At 66.1% G+C, this 14,940-nt stretch carries 16 protein-coding genes; 5 read left to right on the forward strand and 11 right to left on the reverse strand.

The window, feature by feature from the left end; translation table 11 throughout:
• Window positions 1-13 precede the first annotated feature (13 nt).
• A complete protein-coding gene (locus OHB21_RS14985) occupies window positions 14-1,015 on the forward strand; it encodes an IS481 family transposase (RefSeq protein ID WP_328439297.1) in 1,002 nt (333 codons plus the stop codon).
• Here the strand turns inward: OHB21_RS14985 and OHB21_RS14990 are convergent.
• The 3 genes from OHB21_RS14990 to OHB21_RS15000 form a co-directional block, all read right to left on the reverse strand.
• On the reverse strand, window positions 1,004-1,723 hold the full coding sequence (locus tag OHB21_RS14990; protein WP_328439299.1) for a bifunctional DNA primase/polymerase: 720 nt from the start codon (window positions 1,721-1,723) through the stop codon (window positions 1,004-1,006). The genes OHB21_RS14985 and OHB21_RS14990 overlap by 12 nt on opposite strands.
• Before the next feature lie 120 nt (window positions 1,724-1,843).
• Window positions 1,844-2,647 carry a hypothetical protein gene (locus OHB21_RS14995; RefSeq protein WP_195141971.1) on the reverse strand — a complete coding sequence of 268 codons (804 nt, stop codon included), beginning with the start codon at window positions 2,645-2,647 and terminating at the stop codon, window positions 1,844-1,846.
• Entirely contained in the window at window positions 2,644-2,892 is a 249-nt protein-coding gene (locus tag OHB21_RS15000) for a hypothetical protein (protein WP_195141972.1), read from the reverse strand. The genes OHB21_RS14995 and OHB21_RS15000 overlap by 4 nt, the downstream gene beginning before the upstream one ends.
• A gap of 375 nt (window positions 2,893-3,267) precedes the next feature.
• Here OHB21_RS15000 and OHB21_RS15005 point away from each other — a divergent pair, with 375 nt between their 5' ends.
• The 3 genes from OHB21_RS15005 (at window position 3,268) to OHB21_RS15015 (ending at window position 6,258) form a co-directional block, all read left to right on the forward strand.
• Window positions 3,268-4,431: a hypothetical protein gene (locus OHB21_RS15005; protein ID WP_195141973.1), complete on the forward strand. Its 1,164-nt coding sequence runs from the start codon at window positions 3,268-3,270 to the stop codon at window positions 4,429-4,431.
• Window positions 4,432-4,705: 274 nt separating this feature from the next.
• Complete coding sequence (locus OHB21_RS15010) at window positions 4,706-5,164, forward strand: hypothetical protein (protein WP_195141974.1); 459 nt, start codon at window positions 4,706-4,708, stop codon at window positions 5,162-5,164.
• A gap of 839 nt (window positions 5,165-6,003) precedes the next feature.
• A complete protein-coding gene (locus OHB21_RS15015) occupies window positions 6,004-6,258 on the forward strand; it encodes a helix-turn-helix domain-containing protein (RefSeq protein ID WP_195141975.1) in 255 nt (84 codons plus the stop codon).
• A 146-nt stretch (window positions 6,259-6,404) separates the two neighbouring features.
• Here the strand turns inward: OHB21_RS15015 and OHB21_RS15020 are convergent, their stop codons facing one another.
• Window positions 6,405-6,758, reverse strand: coding sequence for a VOC family protein (locus tag OHB21_RS15020; protein WP_195141976.1), 354 nt, complete (start codon window positions 6,756-6,758; stop codon window positions 6,405-6,407).
• 62 nt (window positions 6,759-6,820) lie between these two features.
• Between OHB21_RS15020 and OHB21_RS15025 the strand changes: the two genes are divergently transcribed.
• On the forward strand, window positions 6,821-7,465 hold the full coding sequence (locus tag OHB21_RS15025; protein ID WP_195141977.1) for a TetR/AcrR family transcriptional regulator: 645 nt from the start codon (window positions 6,821-6,823) through the stop codon (window positions 7,463-7,465).
• Window positions 7,466-7,500: 35 nt separating this feature from the next.
• Here the strand turns inward: OHB21_RS15025 and OHB21_RS15030 are convergent, their stop codons facing one another.
• From OHB21_RS15030 to OHB21_RS15060, 7 genes are all read right to left on the reverse strand, one after another.
• Window positions 7,501-7,617 carry a methionine/alanine import family NSS transporter small subunit gene (locus OHB21_RS15030; protein WP_084537526.1) on the reverse strand — a complete coding sequence of 39 codons (117 nt, stop codon included), beginning with the start codon at window positions 7,615-7,617 and terminating at the stop codon, window positions 7,501-7,503.
• Entirely contained in the window at window positions 7,617-9,170 is a 1,554-nt protein-coding gene (locus OHB21_RS15035; protein ID WP_195124743.1) for a sodium-dependent transporter, read from the reverse strand. Before OHB21_RS15035 ends, OHB21_RS15030 begins: the two co-directional genes overlap by 1 nt.
• A 237-nt stretch (window positions 9,171-9,407) precedes the next feature.
• Window positions 9,408-10,775, reverse strand: coding sequence for a flavin monoamine oxidase family protein (locus OHB21_RS15040; protein WP_195124744.1), 1,368 nt, complete (start codon window positions 10,773-10,775; stop codon window positions 9,408-9,410).
• A 42-nt stretch (window positions 10,776-10,817) separates the two neighbouring features.
• Window positions 10,818-11,513 carry a transporter gene (locus tag OHB21_RS15045; protein ID WP_195141978.1) on the reverse strand — a complete coding sequence of 232 codons (696 nt, stop codon included), beginning with the start codon at window positions 11,511-11,513 and terminating at the stop codon, window positions 10,818-10,820.
• Between the two features lie 44 nt (window positions 11,514-11,557).
• On the reverse strand, window positions 11,558-12,856 hold the full coding sequence (locus OHB21_RS15050; RefSeq protein WP_195124745.1) for an NAD(P)/FAD-dependent oxidoreductase: 1,299 nt from the start codon (window positions 12,854-12,856) through the stop codon (window positions 11,558-11,560).
• 5 nt (window positions 12,857-12,861) lie between these two features.
• Window positions 12,862-13,233 carry a hotdog fold domain-containing protein gene (locus tag OHB21_RS15055; protein ID WP_195124746.1) on the reverse strand — a complete coding sequence of 124 codons (372 nt, stop codon included), beginning with the start codon at window positions 13,231-13,233 and terminating at the stop codon, window positions 12,862-12,864.
• Window positions 13,230-14,894 (reverse strand): flavin-containing monooxygenase, encoded by a 1,665-nt coding sequence (locus OHB21_RS15060; protein WP_195141979.1) that lies wholly within the window; start codon window positions 14,892-14,894, stop codon window positions 13,230-13,232. Before OHB21_RS15060 ends, OHB21_RS15055 begins: the two co-directional genes overlap by 4 nt.
• Between the last annotated feature and the right edge of the window lie 46 nt (window positions 14,895-14,940).

Below are 14,940 nucleotides of genomic sequence, written 5' to 3' on the forward strand. Positions count from 1 at the left end.
GAAAGATCCGTCCGTGACCCACCGTAATGCCCCGCTGTCGATCGAAGGCCGCCGCCGTCTCGTGCAACGCTGCCGAACCCGCCCGATCGCCCATGTCGCCGCCGAGATGGGCATCTCGCGGCAATGCGCATCGAAGTGGGTCAACCGTCACCGTCAGTTCGGTGAGGCCGGGTTGCAGGACCGCTCCAGCGTTCCGCACCACCAACCGAGGGCCACCCGACCAGAAGTCGTGGTGCGGATCGAGAAGCTGCGGCGGGACAAGAAGTGGTCCGCCCGTCGGATCACCACCGAACTCGCCACCGACGATGTCGAGATCGCTGTGCGGACCGTCGGCCGGCAGTTGAAGCACCTGGGACTGCACCGGCGCCGGTTCATCGACCCGAACGGCGAGAACAACCGGAGACCACGCCGGATCACAGCCCGCCGGCCCGGTCACATGATGCATCTGGACGTGAAGAAGGTCGGACGGATCCCCGACGGTGGTGGCTGGCGCGTCCACGGCAAAGGATCAGCGCAAGCCAGAACCGTCGGCCGCGCCAAGAAGAAGGGCGCGCGAGCCGGATACGTCTACCTCCACTCAGCGGTGGACGGCTACTCCAGACTGGCCTACACCGAAGCACTCACCGACGAGAAAGCTGCTACAGCAATCGGATTCACTCACCGCGCCCGGGCGTTCTTCGCTGCTCACGGCATCAGGTTCATCGAACGGATCGTCACCGACAACGGGTCCTGCTACCGAGCCCACGACTTCGCGACCGTGCTGCACGGTGCCCGCCACCAGCGCATCAAGCCCTACACGCCCCGCCACAACGGGAAGGTGGAACGCTACAACCGGATCCTGGCCGAGGAATTCCTCTACGCCCGCGAATGGACCTCCGAACGGCAGCGCAGCGAGGCCCTCGGGATCTGGAACGTCCACTACAACTACCATCGGCCGCATACTGCTGCCGGCGACCGACCCCCGGCCAGCCGCCTCGACACCGGCGTCACCAACGTCATGGCCTCATACATCTAGCGCCTTGGGGCGCTGGTTGTCGGTGTGCCGGGCGTAAAACGCATCCAGCTCGGCCGCGTGCAGGGGCTCGGCCTCGTTGCTGGCAGCCTTTAGACACGCCTGTAGTGCCGCAGGCAGCGCGGGTACAGCACCCGCCGTAGGCCAGTGGTACAGCCCGCCTTCAGACGGGTGTGTGGTGGGCTCAACGACGATCACACCGTTTTTCCCGCGCACGTCACCAAATGGAGCGAACGCCCCCGCGCCGTTGCCGTAGCTCTCGCCGCGCGGTGCCGCGAATACGTAATGCCCGCGATCGCTTCCGCCCTCGCGAGTGCGTTGGAACCTGCCTTTTCGCAAGGATTCCCGAAGTTCCTCGGGAACTTCATTTAGGTCGTGTCTGTCCAAGTCGAAGATCACGACGCCCGAACGACCGGCGTGCAGCGCGACGCCGTCATTCGGCCATCTTCGGTACCACTCGCGGATCACTTCGGGGTTGAAGCTGGAACGCTTATGCCACTTATCCGGCCTCGGCCTCTTCGTGCCGGGTATCACCGGCAGCACGTACCATCCCGCCTCGGCGTAGGCCAGGGCGGCGTCGACCGGGCGCATATCGGCCAGTCCCTCGGGAATATACGGCGGGAAATTGTGGGTGCGGAATGAAATTGCGTATTCGCCCTCGCGTATCCGACGCGTATGTGTGCGGTACCCGCCGGTGTTACTATTGCTCACGGTATGGTCCTTCTTTCGGAGGCTGTACCAATTGGCCAACGCTCCAGGCCAGAAATAGGGAGAATAGCCGCTCTCCAGGAAGTGTCGGCCGGTAGTGATGACCCGGCCGACACTCTCTATTCAGCGGAACTCTTCGGCGGGATATCCGGTTGCGTGGTCCCAGTCGTCCAGGTGTAGCCAGTCCAGCCCGTCGAATCCGTATTTGGAATCGAACGCTATGCGACAACTGGTGCACGCTGGAAAAACCCGTAGTAGGGTGCCCGTCGTGACCAATAGAGCAAAGGGCATTCGAGTATCGCCGTCAATGTCACCAATTCGAGCGCACCAGAAGCAATGTGTGGCTTGTTCGGCCATCATTCGGGCAATGCGCAGAAGGCTCCAGCCGTACGGCACTGGGCACGCCACAATTGACGTATTCATGCGAACGACCTCGCCAGTTTCGAGTTCGGTTATTATGACGGGCGGTGCGTACCGAAGTGCAGATTTGCCATAAATCGCGACGCACTGCGGCATCACAGGCCCGGTAATGGCAATGGCGAGCTCGCGCGCGTACTCGGCTTCGATTCCGTGCAACGCGGCGCGCCGGGCGGGGGCGTTCTCTCCATTTCCGATGAACTCGGCCGTTAGGTTGTATCCGTTGCCGTATCGCGCAGGGAGTACCCTCCGCCCTGGCAGATTGCTGTGCAGCCAATCGACTCTATGCTTCCGCAACCACACTTCGTTAGGGACAGTCGTGGGCATATTTCGCACACTGTCGACTGCCTTCACTACCTCCGGGAAGCAATCCCATCTGGGCGTGAATGACTCGTAATCTCCTACTCGAAGAGCCGCGTCGATCTGTTCGCCTAGCGGGGTGGCCTCGCGGTAGGTGCTCATAATGCGCTGAACGTACTCTTCACGCGACTCGCCGCGTTCGTAAATCATTTCGCGCCGCCCCGTGCCATGGACATAATCCAGTTGTAGATTCCACGTTCGGAATAGACGTTGCGTGTGCTGATTTTGAATACCTGCAAGCGCCGCGCCTCCGTAGCACGGCGAACGAGTGTTGGAGTGACAGACACGCCGAGTTCGCGTGCTGCGAATTCGATAACCCCCTTGCCGCCGTAGATCGTCGGGAGTTCCGAGTAGTCTTCAACCGTGCGTCGAGCAACGGTGTTTGTTCTGCCCATTTGCTGCCACTACCTCTCAAGGCGATGCGTCGAGAGGGGCCACATTGGCGCACACGCTCTCGACGGAAGTATCGAAAGAAGTCAGTGGGCTCTGCCCTGGCGATGGACCTCAGGTCCGAACTGGCTCAGCTTCCGGCGCGGCAGCCGAGTACACACCCCAGTTATACATGTGCGGCCAAAAGGTGGCAAGCGTTGACTGTTCGATGCAGTATTGGTAGTCAAAACTGTTGCACTGCAAGGGTTTACAATGAAGGTACCGCCCGGTGCATGCGAGCAGTGCTCCCGCAGGGATCGGAACTGTCTGGCCCGTGGCCATCCCCGCAACGTGCCCGCGTTGCGAGGCTAAGAATTTGGCCCACTGAATGGAGCGAACCCATGGATACCTTGCTCGACCCTTTCCTGCTACCGGTTTTCGGCGGCGACAGCGGCTACGCGACCGAAGGAGACGTCCTCGTCGACCGGACGAGCGACGGTGTGAACCTTAACGATATCTGGAACGAGCTGTCGGGCGTCCTGTCGGAGGCGAACCGAGACCGTTCCGCGCTCGCCGCGCTGGTGAGTTTTGCGACGACATCGGTAGCCGACCCTATTCCGCAGGTGATTGCCGCCGACCATTTCGAGGAGGCTTCGGAGTTCGGCGAACCAAGCGGCCTGCGCGCGGGTCCTGAGGCGCTGATAGTCGGTTATGACTTCAAGGACTACGACCTGGCTACTCGTTTCACATGGAAGTTCCTGCGAGATGCCACCGTCGAGCAGGTGCGCGGTGCCATCGACAGTGCAATTTCGGCGGACAACCGGTTGGTGACCGGTGCGATTCTGCGCCGCTTGTTCGATAATGCGCAGGGCGCGAATGAATTTCAGCATCCGGTGTACCCGTTGTGGAACGCAGACGGCATGGTGCCGCCGCCCTTCGCCGGGCAGGAGTTCAGCGGGAGCACTACCCACATGTTCGCCAGCGGCGCAAGCGTCATCGACAGTGCCGATCTGGAGTTGCTGATCACGGCGGTCCGCAGCAAGGGCTACGGCACTCAGTTGAACACCCGACTGCTCATCCTGTGCAACCCGGCTGAGGGCGACGCCATCGCTACCTTCAAGCGTGGTGAGCCGAGCCGCCCCCGCGAAGGTGGCGAAACCGGTGACGTGATGCCGAAGTACGACTTCATCCCGAGTGCCGCAGCGCCCGCCTATCTCACGGAGGAGAACATCGTTGGGCAGGTCGCACCCGGCGAGTTCGCAGGGATGCCGGTGTCGGGTAGCTATGGACCTGCATGGGTGGTGCAGTCGTACTACTTGCCAGCCGGATACGTGGCCTGCGTGGCGACCGGTGGGCCGAATAGCGAACTGAACCCGGTGGCGCTGCGGCAGCATGTCAATCCGGCGTATCAGGGTCTGCGGATCATCCCCGGTCGCGATCAGCGATACCCGCTACAAGATTCGTTCTTCGCTCGTGGTTTCGGTACCGGCGTTCGGCACCGGGGTGCGGCTGCCGTTCTCAAGGTGACTGTGGACAGTACCTACACCCCGCCCGTGTGGTCCTGACGCTGACCGGCACAGCTTGCGACTGCTTGCGGGAATGCCCAACTCGCCTCAGCCCGAAGGAATTTCCAATGAGTCGGCCCACACCACAGCAACGCGACAGGCACAGCGCACATCGGAACGCCGCCGCGGAATTTTCATGGGGTCGGGGGCATACCCCGGTCGGTCTGGAGGACGCTCCACCAAGCCAGGGCGGGCGGTATCGGGGTATCTCGCCCAAGATGGTCGAGCCTGCCGCGCTAGCGGAACTCCGCAAACGTGTTGCGGGGGAGGACTGATGGCACGCCGCACCTATAAGCGCGACGCGCGCGGTCGGTTCGCGCGGATGGCGGGAACAAAGGTTGGCGCAACCGCCACGGCAGCGCGCAGGGCGGCGCGGTCGGCTGCTGCGACAGGGGCGCGCAAGGCTGCGTCCAGTGCACGTGGCGCGTACGTAAGCGGCAGTTTCGAGAAGCATCTCGAAGTCGGCCAGGGCGGTGACTACAAGGGTGTGAAGCTGGGCGCGGAGTTCCGTACACCAGGCGGACGCGGAGTGCTCACCAAAGCCATTGTGGGGTACCACGGCAAGCCTGACCGGCAACTGGATGTCACCCCGAAGCTGGATAAGCCTGCGCGCACGCTCACCGTGACGGTGAAGCCGAACCCGGCGCGGAAGGCTTCGGCCGGGAGCAAGGCCAGCAAGCGCACCTCGGCCGCTTCTCCCAGGGGAGCGGCGGGCCGTCGAGTTCGGACGTAAGCCGATGAGCCGCCCAGCCCGCCCCAACATTGCCAGTGCGGCACATCAAGCGGCAGGCAAGAACTCGGCCCGCAGGGAATGGCCTTGCGCTACCCCCGGCCAGGCTATAAGCGTCCCCCGGCAGTCGGCGACTCCGTAAGCCAGTACCCGACGCATTCTCCGTAGATGGCTCGGAGCGGTGCTAAACGCTTTCTCGGCCGGCGTCTTGGCGGTGCATCGGGGATCGGGGCAGGCTACCGGCCTCGGTTAGCGTCCTCTGAAAAGGCCGACATGATGCTGATACCGATGTCGTTGGTGGGTAGGAACGTGACGCACGACATCCGCTGTGGCGAGTTCGGCTGCGAGGGAACGCAGAAGTCGCGCCAGTATTCGAGGTTCGAGATGTGAGTCTGGATTCTCGTGCGAGCACTCGGGGCGCCGCTGTGCAGGCGTCCGTACCACTCGTTCAATGCGGCGACTGTCGACGTGATTGCCACCGCGCACTGCTGTGATATCGCGTGTACTGCGCTGACCCCGCCGTTGTTGTCAAAGCATGGCGCTACGCGCTGATGGACGGCTTCGGCGTATGGCTGGGCCTCCTGCGCTAGCGATATCGGCGGCATCGCAGTAGTCGTCGTGGTAGTTGGCGTCGGGGCTGCTGTGGCATCGCCGGACGCACTGTCGTCGTTGCCGCATCCGCTCAGGACTAACGCCGCCGCCCATAGGACGAGCACATACTTCTTCACGTTTTCCTCGCTGTCTGCACTGCCCGACCCGTGTGAGAAAAATAGCACGTCACCTGGGAGTAGGACGTTTACGCTCTGGCCATTTGTGCATGGGACGGATGAGCTTGGTTCGTCATGCCAGAGCCCAACCGGAAGCCAGCCGCCAACGCGACCCTGCGCGCCTACGGCAAGCGCGTACGGGCCGCGCGCGTGCAACTGGGCTGGAGTCAGGAGCGGGCCGCGCACGAGATCGGCGTCCACTGGACGTATCTCGGTCAGGTGGAACGTGGGCATCGCAGTTCCCGCATCGAGAACATCGTGCGGTTCGCTGCCGGGCTCAAGACGACCCCCGGCGCACTGCTGGACGGTCTTCCGGTCCCTGAGGACTGAGCACCCCGGCACCACCCCGGCACCGGGCGGGGTGTCAGCGGTGCGCGGTAGGTGCGCAGCGATGCGCAGTAGGTGGTCAATTAGTGCCACTCACCTGCGGCGATGCACCAGCGCGCCGACTGTTGACGCAGGTGGCCGGGGTGTGCTTACGGCGGGCCGGAGGTTCTTAAAATCCATTCAGTGTCGGTTCGAATCCGACTGGGGGCACCGGCAACCAGCGTCCGAACCCCGTTCGAGCACCGGCTTCCCGCACGGCGCCGGGCTCGAGCGAATCGTCCGATCCGGCATCGCGACCACGGACTCTCAGGGGTCAGCGTCTCGCGTAGGGCGACCATGCCGAGGCCTGGGATGTCGCCGGCCGCGCCGCGGACAACGCCGTCGCCGCTGTCGGCGAACTGCATCGTCGGGCGGAAGCCGAAGACTTCGCGGTACCACCGCACCGACCGGGGCAGGTCGGAGACCGGGATCTTGACGTGATGGACGCCGGCGAGATCGGGCATCGGGGCCACCTCCTCGAATTAGCCGCAGTGCCACTGCGGTGAATGTTGCTAGAATCCTCCTCGTGAGCCAACCCGTCAAGAGGCCGTACCGGGCCACCAAACGCGCCGAGGGGGCCGCGGCGACCAGGGCCGCGATTCGGCAGGCGGCCGGTGAACTGTTCGTCGAGCGTGGCTATGCCGGCACGCCGATGCGGGAGATCGCGCATCGGGCGGGAGTCGGGGAACGCACACTCTATGACGCCTTCCCCAGCAAGCTCGCGCTGTTCCGGCACGCTCTCGACGTGGCTACGGTGGGCGACGAGGAGCCGATCGCGGTGGCCGAACGACCAGAAGTCCAGGCCGCGCTGGCCGAAGCCGATCCGCGGGCGGCCGTCGACAGGATCGTGGACTACACCGTTGGCCTGCTCGAACGTGCCGGGGATCTCATCATGGTCGGCGTGGACGCGGCGTCCGCCGACCCCGCCATGAGATCCGGGGCCGAAGCGGGCGCGGCCGCCACCCGGGCCTTCTGGGCGGCGTTCGTGCGCAGCCTCGCCGAGCGCGGCACCCTGCGCCCGGACATCGACATCGACACCGCCGCCGACAGCCTCTTCGCCCTCGCCTCGCCACACGTCTTCCGGCTGCTGCGCCGTGAAAGCGCTTGGCCGGCCACCAAGTACCGCGATTGGCTGGCCAACGCGGTGACCGCGCACTTGCTCGCACGGTAGCCGCGCACTCCGGTGCTCAGCGTCCGCGCATCCGATCAGTCCTGGTCCTCCGGCGCCTCAGGGAAACGCCGCAACAGCAGAATGGATGCGGCCAAGCCGCCCCAGACCACCGTGATCGCGATGATCATCATGATGATCGCACCCGCCGACATCAGTTCTCCGCCTTCCGTGTCTGCGCCTGACCGCCACCGGTTTCCGGGGTCACCGCGGGACCGTCCGCGGCGACGTCGCGCCACGGGATCATCGCCAGCACAACGCCGACGACCACCGCGCCGATCGCGACGCCCCACCCCGCGATGACCAGGAAACCCGTGGAGTACCCACCGTAGTTCTCGGCGAACTCGGCGCGCAGCGTGTCGATCATCATCCAGCCGAGTACGACGGGAGTGATCACTCCGAGAGTCAGCGTCCACACTCGGCCGAGCCGGATCGCCGAGATCTCGTCGACATGCTCTTGCAGCACCGGCAGTTTGCGCAGCAGCCACACCACGACGATCAACGCGATCAGGCCGGCGAGCGCGATGCCGTAGGAATTGATGAAGTGATCGGCCACATCGAGCAGGAACAGTCCGCCTTCGGTCGGGAACAGCGCGATCGAGACCGCGGCGGTAGCGCCGCCGACGATGAGAACGGCCGGCACCCGCGTCATGCCGGTGCGGTCCTGGACCGCGGCGATGATGACCTGCACGATGCTGATCAATGACGTCAGGCCGGCGACGACAAGCGATCCGAAGAACAGCAGGCCGAACCATCCCGCACCGAAGGTCAGCTGCGAGATGATTTCGGGGAAGGCTACGAACGCCAGCCCGATACCGCTGGTCGCGACTTCGTTCACCGCGACGCCGGATTGGGCGGCGATGAACCCGAGAGCCGCGAAGACGCCGATGCCGGCCAAGATCTCGAACGAACTGTTGGCGAACCCGGCCACCAGCGCGGAACCGGTCAGATCCGCGCGTCGGCGCAGGTATGAGGAGTAGGTGATCATGATGCCGAAGCCGACCGACAGCGAGAAGAAGATCTGCCCGTACGCTGCGACCCAGACGCTGCCGTCGGTGATGGCCGACCAGTCGGGCGTGAAGAAGGCGTCCAGCCCTTGCGCCGCTCCGGGCAGGAACAAGGCCCGCACGACCAAGATCGCGAACAGCACCGCCAGCAGCGGGATGAAGATCTTGCTGGCGGTCTCGATCCCCCGCCGTACACCGAATGCGAGCACCCCCAGCGTGATCGCCCAGACGGCGATGAGCGGTACGGCCACACCGGCCACGTAGTTGGTGCTGAATCCCGGCTCGTCGGCCTGGTGGATGAAGTCGGAGAAGAAGGCGTCGGTGTCGTCACCCCACTGCTGACCGACCGAGAACCCGACATAGCGCACCGCCCAGGCGATGATCACCGCGTAATAGGTGGCGATGACGAAACAGATCGCGACCTGCCACCACCCGATCGCAGCCGCGGGCCGGGACAGCCGCAGGAAGGCCCGCGGGGGCGAGCCCCGGAACTTGTGACCGATGGCGTACTCGAACAGCAGGACCGGAATGCCGGCGGTCAGCAGCGCGATCAGGTAGGGGAGCAGAAACGCGCCGCCACCGTTGTCGTAGGCGACGTAGGGAAATCGCCAGATATTGCCGAGGCCGACCGCGGATCCGATCGCGGCCAACAGGAAGCCGGCCCGCGACCCCCACTGCTCTCTCGCCTGCACCTCTCGCATCGGGCCCTCCGTCCGATCGCCGAACCGCTGCTGCGTGACTGTAGCGCCAAATCGGGATGTATGTGCGTGCTTCACCCGGCCTTTCGTCGAAGCGCGAAACCAGGGTGCGTCACGTGCACCGACCGGGTCCCGTGAGCTGGTCAGACATCATCACCTGCCAGGTGCCCGCCGACCCCGATGCCACCGAGGCCGCGTTGCGCGACTGCGCGGCCCGCCGGCCGTTCCGCCTCGCGATGATCAGTGCGGGCGTCCGCGTGGCCCCCGGACACGTCCCAAACTCTCCAGCACCGCCTGCGCCGCCCGCTCACCCGACGTCGCCGCATCCGCCAGCGACGGCAGGTCGAGCTGGTAATCACCGGCCAGGTAGATCCCATCGAGCGGATCACGCAGTGCCGGCAGCGAATTCCGGCGTCCCGGCGCCCAGAAGGGCACCACGCGGCGGTGGCGGCGGACGATGCCCTCGCCGAGTTTCCCGTCCAGCTCGGGGAAGACGGTGAGCAGGTCGGTGGCGAAGCGCGCCACGATCTCGTCGTCGGAGCGGTCGAGCAGGTCGTCGGCCCTCGCGCCGCCGGCGAAACAGGCCAGTGCTCCGCCCGGTTTCCGGTCGCCCTCGCCGCGCAGGGCCGCGGCGTGGTTGAACATCGCCTGGAAGGAGAGCTGGGGTGTCGAGACGGCGAAGTGGTCGTCCCAGCGCTGCGGCCCGGTTTCGTCGGTGAAGAAGCCGACGACCACGTACCGGCCGTAGGTGATGTCGTTGAAGGCGTTGCGGTGCCGCTGCGGCAGGTCGGGAATGATCCGCTCGGCGATGTCGGCGGGCGCGGTGACGATCGCGCGCTTCGCTCGCAGCCGCACCGGACGATCGCCGTCGAGATAGTCGACGAGCACGCCGTCACCGTCCCGGACCACCGACCGCGCCGTCGAGTTCAGTCGGATGCGGTCGCCGAGGTCCTCGGCCAGCACGTCGGTCAGCGTCTGGTTGCCGCCCACCGGAAGTGAGAAGTTCGGGACTTTCGCGGGATCGGCCAGCGCGATGCCGACCGACGTGACGAACTGCGTGGCGGCCGTCTCCTCCACCTCGCAGCCCATCCACTGCGCCGACCACGACCGGACGACGGTGGCGGCCAGTTCCGACCGGACGCCCTTCAACAGGTACGAGGCCAGCTTGGTATCGAGCCTCGCCCGAACACGCTGCGCCACAAGGCTTTCCGACTCCATGAACGGTGTGACCGCGAGGATGCGCGCGCCGACGACGGCCATCCCGATCCGGTCCAGCAGGCTCATCCGCGAACCGAACACGAGCTGCGCGGGATTCGAGGTATCGACCATCGCGCCGTTCAAGTAGAGCGCGACACTCTTGTCCGCCAGCGAGCCCATCTCGATGCCGTGCCTGCGCAGCGCCTTGATCAAAGTGCCGGTGCCCTCGGTGAATTGGGTGCCGAGGTTGATCCAGTAGTCGCCCCGCCGGACGGTCTCCACGCGTCCGCCCGTGCGATCGGTGGATTCGAGCACCACCACGTCAGCGTCGGGCGCGAGGGTGGTCGCCGCCGTCAAACCCGCCATGCCGGCGCCGACGACGACCACGTCGTGTACTTCATGCGTTGTCATGGGGACTCCTGCCCGTGGGGCGATCGAAGGGAGAGGTCCGGCTCAGGCCGTGACCGGAGCGCCGACCGCGACCACCCGGGCGTCGACGCGCTTGTTGTGGGCGTCGAACGCCCGGTAGGCCCGGAAGTAGGCGAACATCTGCAAGCCCCAGGTGGACAGCGCGAAGATGTAGAAGATCGTCCGCTCGGAATCGTCGCCCGGGATGTGGACGAAGTCGTAGGTGGCGGAGATGACGAATCCGCAGGCCGTGGCGACACCCGCCCACACCGCGTGGCCGCGCTCGCCGATCTCCCACAGCCGCCGCACGAAGTAGATCAGGAACGCCGTGGTGAGCACGTTGGCCACGATGTAGAAGATCTTGCCGGGGGTGCCGATCTCCTCGGCGTACACGCTGAGGAAGAACCCCACCACGCCCGCGAGCGCGAACGCGCCGATGTCCACGGCGGCGGAAGGTTTGTAGCGGTGGGTCACCTTCATCAGTCCGAGGACCAGGATCAGGGTGATGCCGATCGACCGGGAGAAGGCGTCCAGGAAGTACGCCGCGGTGTACATCGGGCTGTCGTGACCGGCTTTGAGAATGCCGTAGATCAGGAAGTTCGTCCCCGACGTCGCGACGATGATCCACTCGAGGCCGAGCAGATAGTTCCGGTAGTGCCGGATGAATTTGACGCCGTAGATGAATCCAACGGCGATCATCCAGATGTCGGCGACCATGAAGAGCGACTCTCGGATGGTCATGACCTTCTCCTTCGGGGGTGACGCCGGTCGGACGGTGTCGAGGGTTATTTCGTGAGGGCTGCCAGCCGGTCGGAGGCGCGGTCGGCGAGCCAGCCCGCGTACAGCGCGGGACCGCTGACGAGGCTGGGCCAGAAGCGCTTTCGGCCGTGCCAGATCGCCGCCAGGTCCGCGTGGGGCGCCGCGCCGGCGAGGCGGTCGGCCAGCAGGTGGCCGACGTACTGCGCCTGGGCGAAGCCGTGGCCGTTGCAGGCCAGGGAGTAGAGCACGTTGTCGGAGGCCTCGCCGGCGACCGGCAACCAGGTGGAGCTCATCCCGATCCAGCCGCCCCAGGCGCGGCGCGGCTCGATATCGCGCAGTCCGGGAAAGCGCTCGCGGAAGCCGCGGACGAGGTCGTCGGCGACGTGGCGCGCGGGGGTGCGATCCGGCAGCGGGATGCGGCCGGCCTGCACGCGGCGGGTGCCGAAAGCGATGGTCCCGCGCGGGGTGACGCGATAGCTCTCGAGGATCATGTGCAGCGTCACCAGCGGGGCCCGGCTGGTCCAGCCGATCTCGTCCAGTCGCTCGGGCGCGACGGGTTCGGTCTCGACCAGGGAAGTCCACACCGGGGTGGCGAGGTTCTTCGGCGCCCCGGGCAAGCTCGGAGTGTGAGCGTTGGTGGTCAGCAACGCTTTTCGGGCGCGGACCCGCCCGCGCGGCGTCTCGACGGTCACCCCGCCGACGGTGTCGACGACATCGAGGGCGGGGGTGTACTCGTGGACGCGCACGCCGGCCGCGAGCGTCGCGGCGCGCAGCCCGAGGGCGAACTCGCCGGGATTGAGCGTGCCGCCGACGCCCTCGCGCAGGCCGCCGAGGAAGCCCTCCGGCAGCCCCGCGTCGGGGCCCTCGACGAACTCGGCCGAAGAGCCCGCCGCCGCAAGGACTTTCGCGTTGCGCCGGGCATGTCGCAGTTGGCCTTTCGACACTGCGGCCATCACGATGCCCTCGGACCGGTAGCCGCAGTCGATGCGGTGCCGCGCGAGGGCGCTCTCGGCGAAGTGCACGGCGTTCTCGGCATACCGGTACAGCGCGCGCAGCCGCTCGGGCTTCAGCAACAGGCCCAGCAACGCCGGATCGGCGGCGATCGAGTTGGTGATGTACCCGGCGTTGCGAGAGGTCGCGCCCCAGCCGAGGGTCTTCGCCTCGAGCAGCACCACGTCGATCCCCTTGTCGGCGAGGCGAATCGCGGCCGACATGCCGCCTCCGCCGCCACCGATCACGACTACCTCGCAGTCGAGGTCGCCGGACGGCGGGGGTTCGACGGTGGCAGGTTGCCCGGCCCAGCCGGTGTCGTGGAGAAGTCGCATGTCGATCACGCCCCTTGCGCGGGAACGACGGCCGTGCCGCGGGCGCGCACCGCGACGAGCGGCGTCTCGAGCACCTGGGAGCGGCCGGTGTCGTCGGCGGCGCGGCAGAGCACGCGGAGTTCGAAATCGACCGTGCGGCTGCGATTTCCCTTCTTCACCAGCGTGGCCTGGGCCTCCACGACATCGCCGCCGCGCACCGGTTCGAGGAACTCGACCGACGAGTAGCCGGCGAAAAGTCCTTCGTGGCCGTCGATCTCGATCGCCAGGTTGGTCCCGACGTCACCGAACAGTTTCAAGGCGAAGGCGCCGTCGACCAGGTTCCCGGCGTAGTGCGCGTCGGAAAAGGCGACGTAGCGCCGATGCGTGACCGTGCTCATGAGATCTCCTGGTGGATCGGGCCGAGGGTGCGGGCCTGTGCTTCGCCGTCGATCGCGACGCCGGGATAGCCGCGTTTGGCGATTTCGGTGCACATGCGGCGGTACTTGCCCACGCCGCCCACGTAGCCCATGAAGGTGTTGGGTTTGCCGTCGACGTTGGAGCCGCGATACCAGGAGTCGGTGGTGGCGTACAGCGTGGCGGCCACGGTCTCCTCGGTGATGTTCACCCAGTCGTCCTGGCCCTCGGGGGTCGCCTCGACCACGGTGGCGCCGACTTCGCGGGCGTGGTCGAGCAGGTCGGCGATCCAGTCGACGGCCTGTTCGATGGTCATCACCACGTTGCTGGCCAGCGCGGGGCTCAGCGGACCACCCACCATGAAGAAATTGGGGAAGTCGGCGGTCATCATGCCGAGGTAGGTGCGGACTCCGTCGCGCCACGCCTCCTGGAGCATCCGTCCGGAAGCTCCGGTGAGGTTGAGCCCGTACAACGGGCCGGTGAAGGCGTCGAACCCGATGGCCAGCACCACGGCGTCCACCTCGTACGTGCCCTCCGCCGTGACGATCGCGTTCGCGGTCATCGTCTGAATCGGCTCCTGGCGCAACGACACCAGCGACACGTTCGGCCGGTTGTAGGTCTCGTAGTAGGCCGTGCCGAAACAGCTGCGCTTGGCGCCCAGCGGGTGGTACTTGGGCACCAGCAGTTCGGCGGTGGCCGGGTCACGGACGATCTCGCGGATCTTGTCGTGGATGAACTCCGAGGCGGTCCGGTTCGCCTCGGGATCGGTGAGCAGGTCGGCGAATTCGGCGCCGACGCCGTTGAATCCGCTGAGTTCGTAGGCCCGTTCGTAGCGCCGCCGCCGCTCCTCGTCCGAGACGTCGAACGCCCGGTCGGTGGCGGGGCGGTCGGGGATGCCGCCGGGGGAGTGCCGGCATTCCTCACGGATCTCCGGGTACGCGCTCTTGATCGCCTCCACCTGCTCCGGCGTGAGTTCGGCGTTGCGGGCGGGCATCACGTAGTTCGGCGTGCGCTGGAAGACCGTGAGGTGCTCGGCGACCTCCGCGATCAGCGGAATGGCCTGCACGCCGGAAGATCCGGTGCCGATCACCGCGACGCGCTTGCCCGCGAGCTCGTCGAGCGAGATGTTCCAGCTGCTGGTCGACACCTGGAGGCCGGCGAAGTTCTCGAGGCCAGGCACGTCGAAATCCTTGGGCGTGGACAGCCCGCCCGCTCCGGAGATCAGATACCGGCCGCGCCGCGTCTCGCCGCTGTCCAGCCGCACCTCCCACAGCCGCTCGTCCGCGTGCCAGGTGGCGCCGACCACGCGTGTGCCGAACGTGAAGTGCTTGCGCAGGTCGAAGCGGTCGGCGACGTGATTGATGTAGGCGAGGATCTCGGACTGCGGCGCGAACCGCTGGCTCCACGTCCACTCCTGTTGCAGCGCTTCATCGAACGAGTACGAGTAGTAGATGCTCTCGACGTCGCAGCGGGCGCCTGGATAGGTGTTCCAGAACCAGGTGCCGCCGACGCTGGGTCCGGCTTCGAAACCGGCGAAGGTCCAGCCGGCGTTGGTGAGCCGGTGCGCGAGGTAGAGGCCGGAGAAGCCGGCGCCGACGCCGATGACATCGACGACCGCGGGAGCCGGGGTGGGGGTGGAGTTCATGGCATCGGCACTTTCTGAATAGTGGTCTTAAGACTGGATCAATTGA

This window comes from Nocardia puris (genome assembly GCF_036051655.1).
In the GTDB taxonomy this organism is placed as follows: Bacteria; Actinomycetota; Actinomycetes; order Mycobacteriales; family Mycobacteriaceae; genus Nocardia; species Nocardia puris.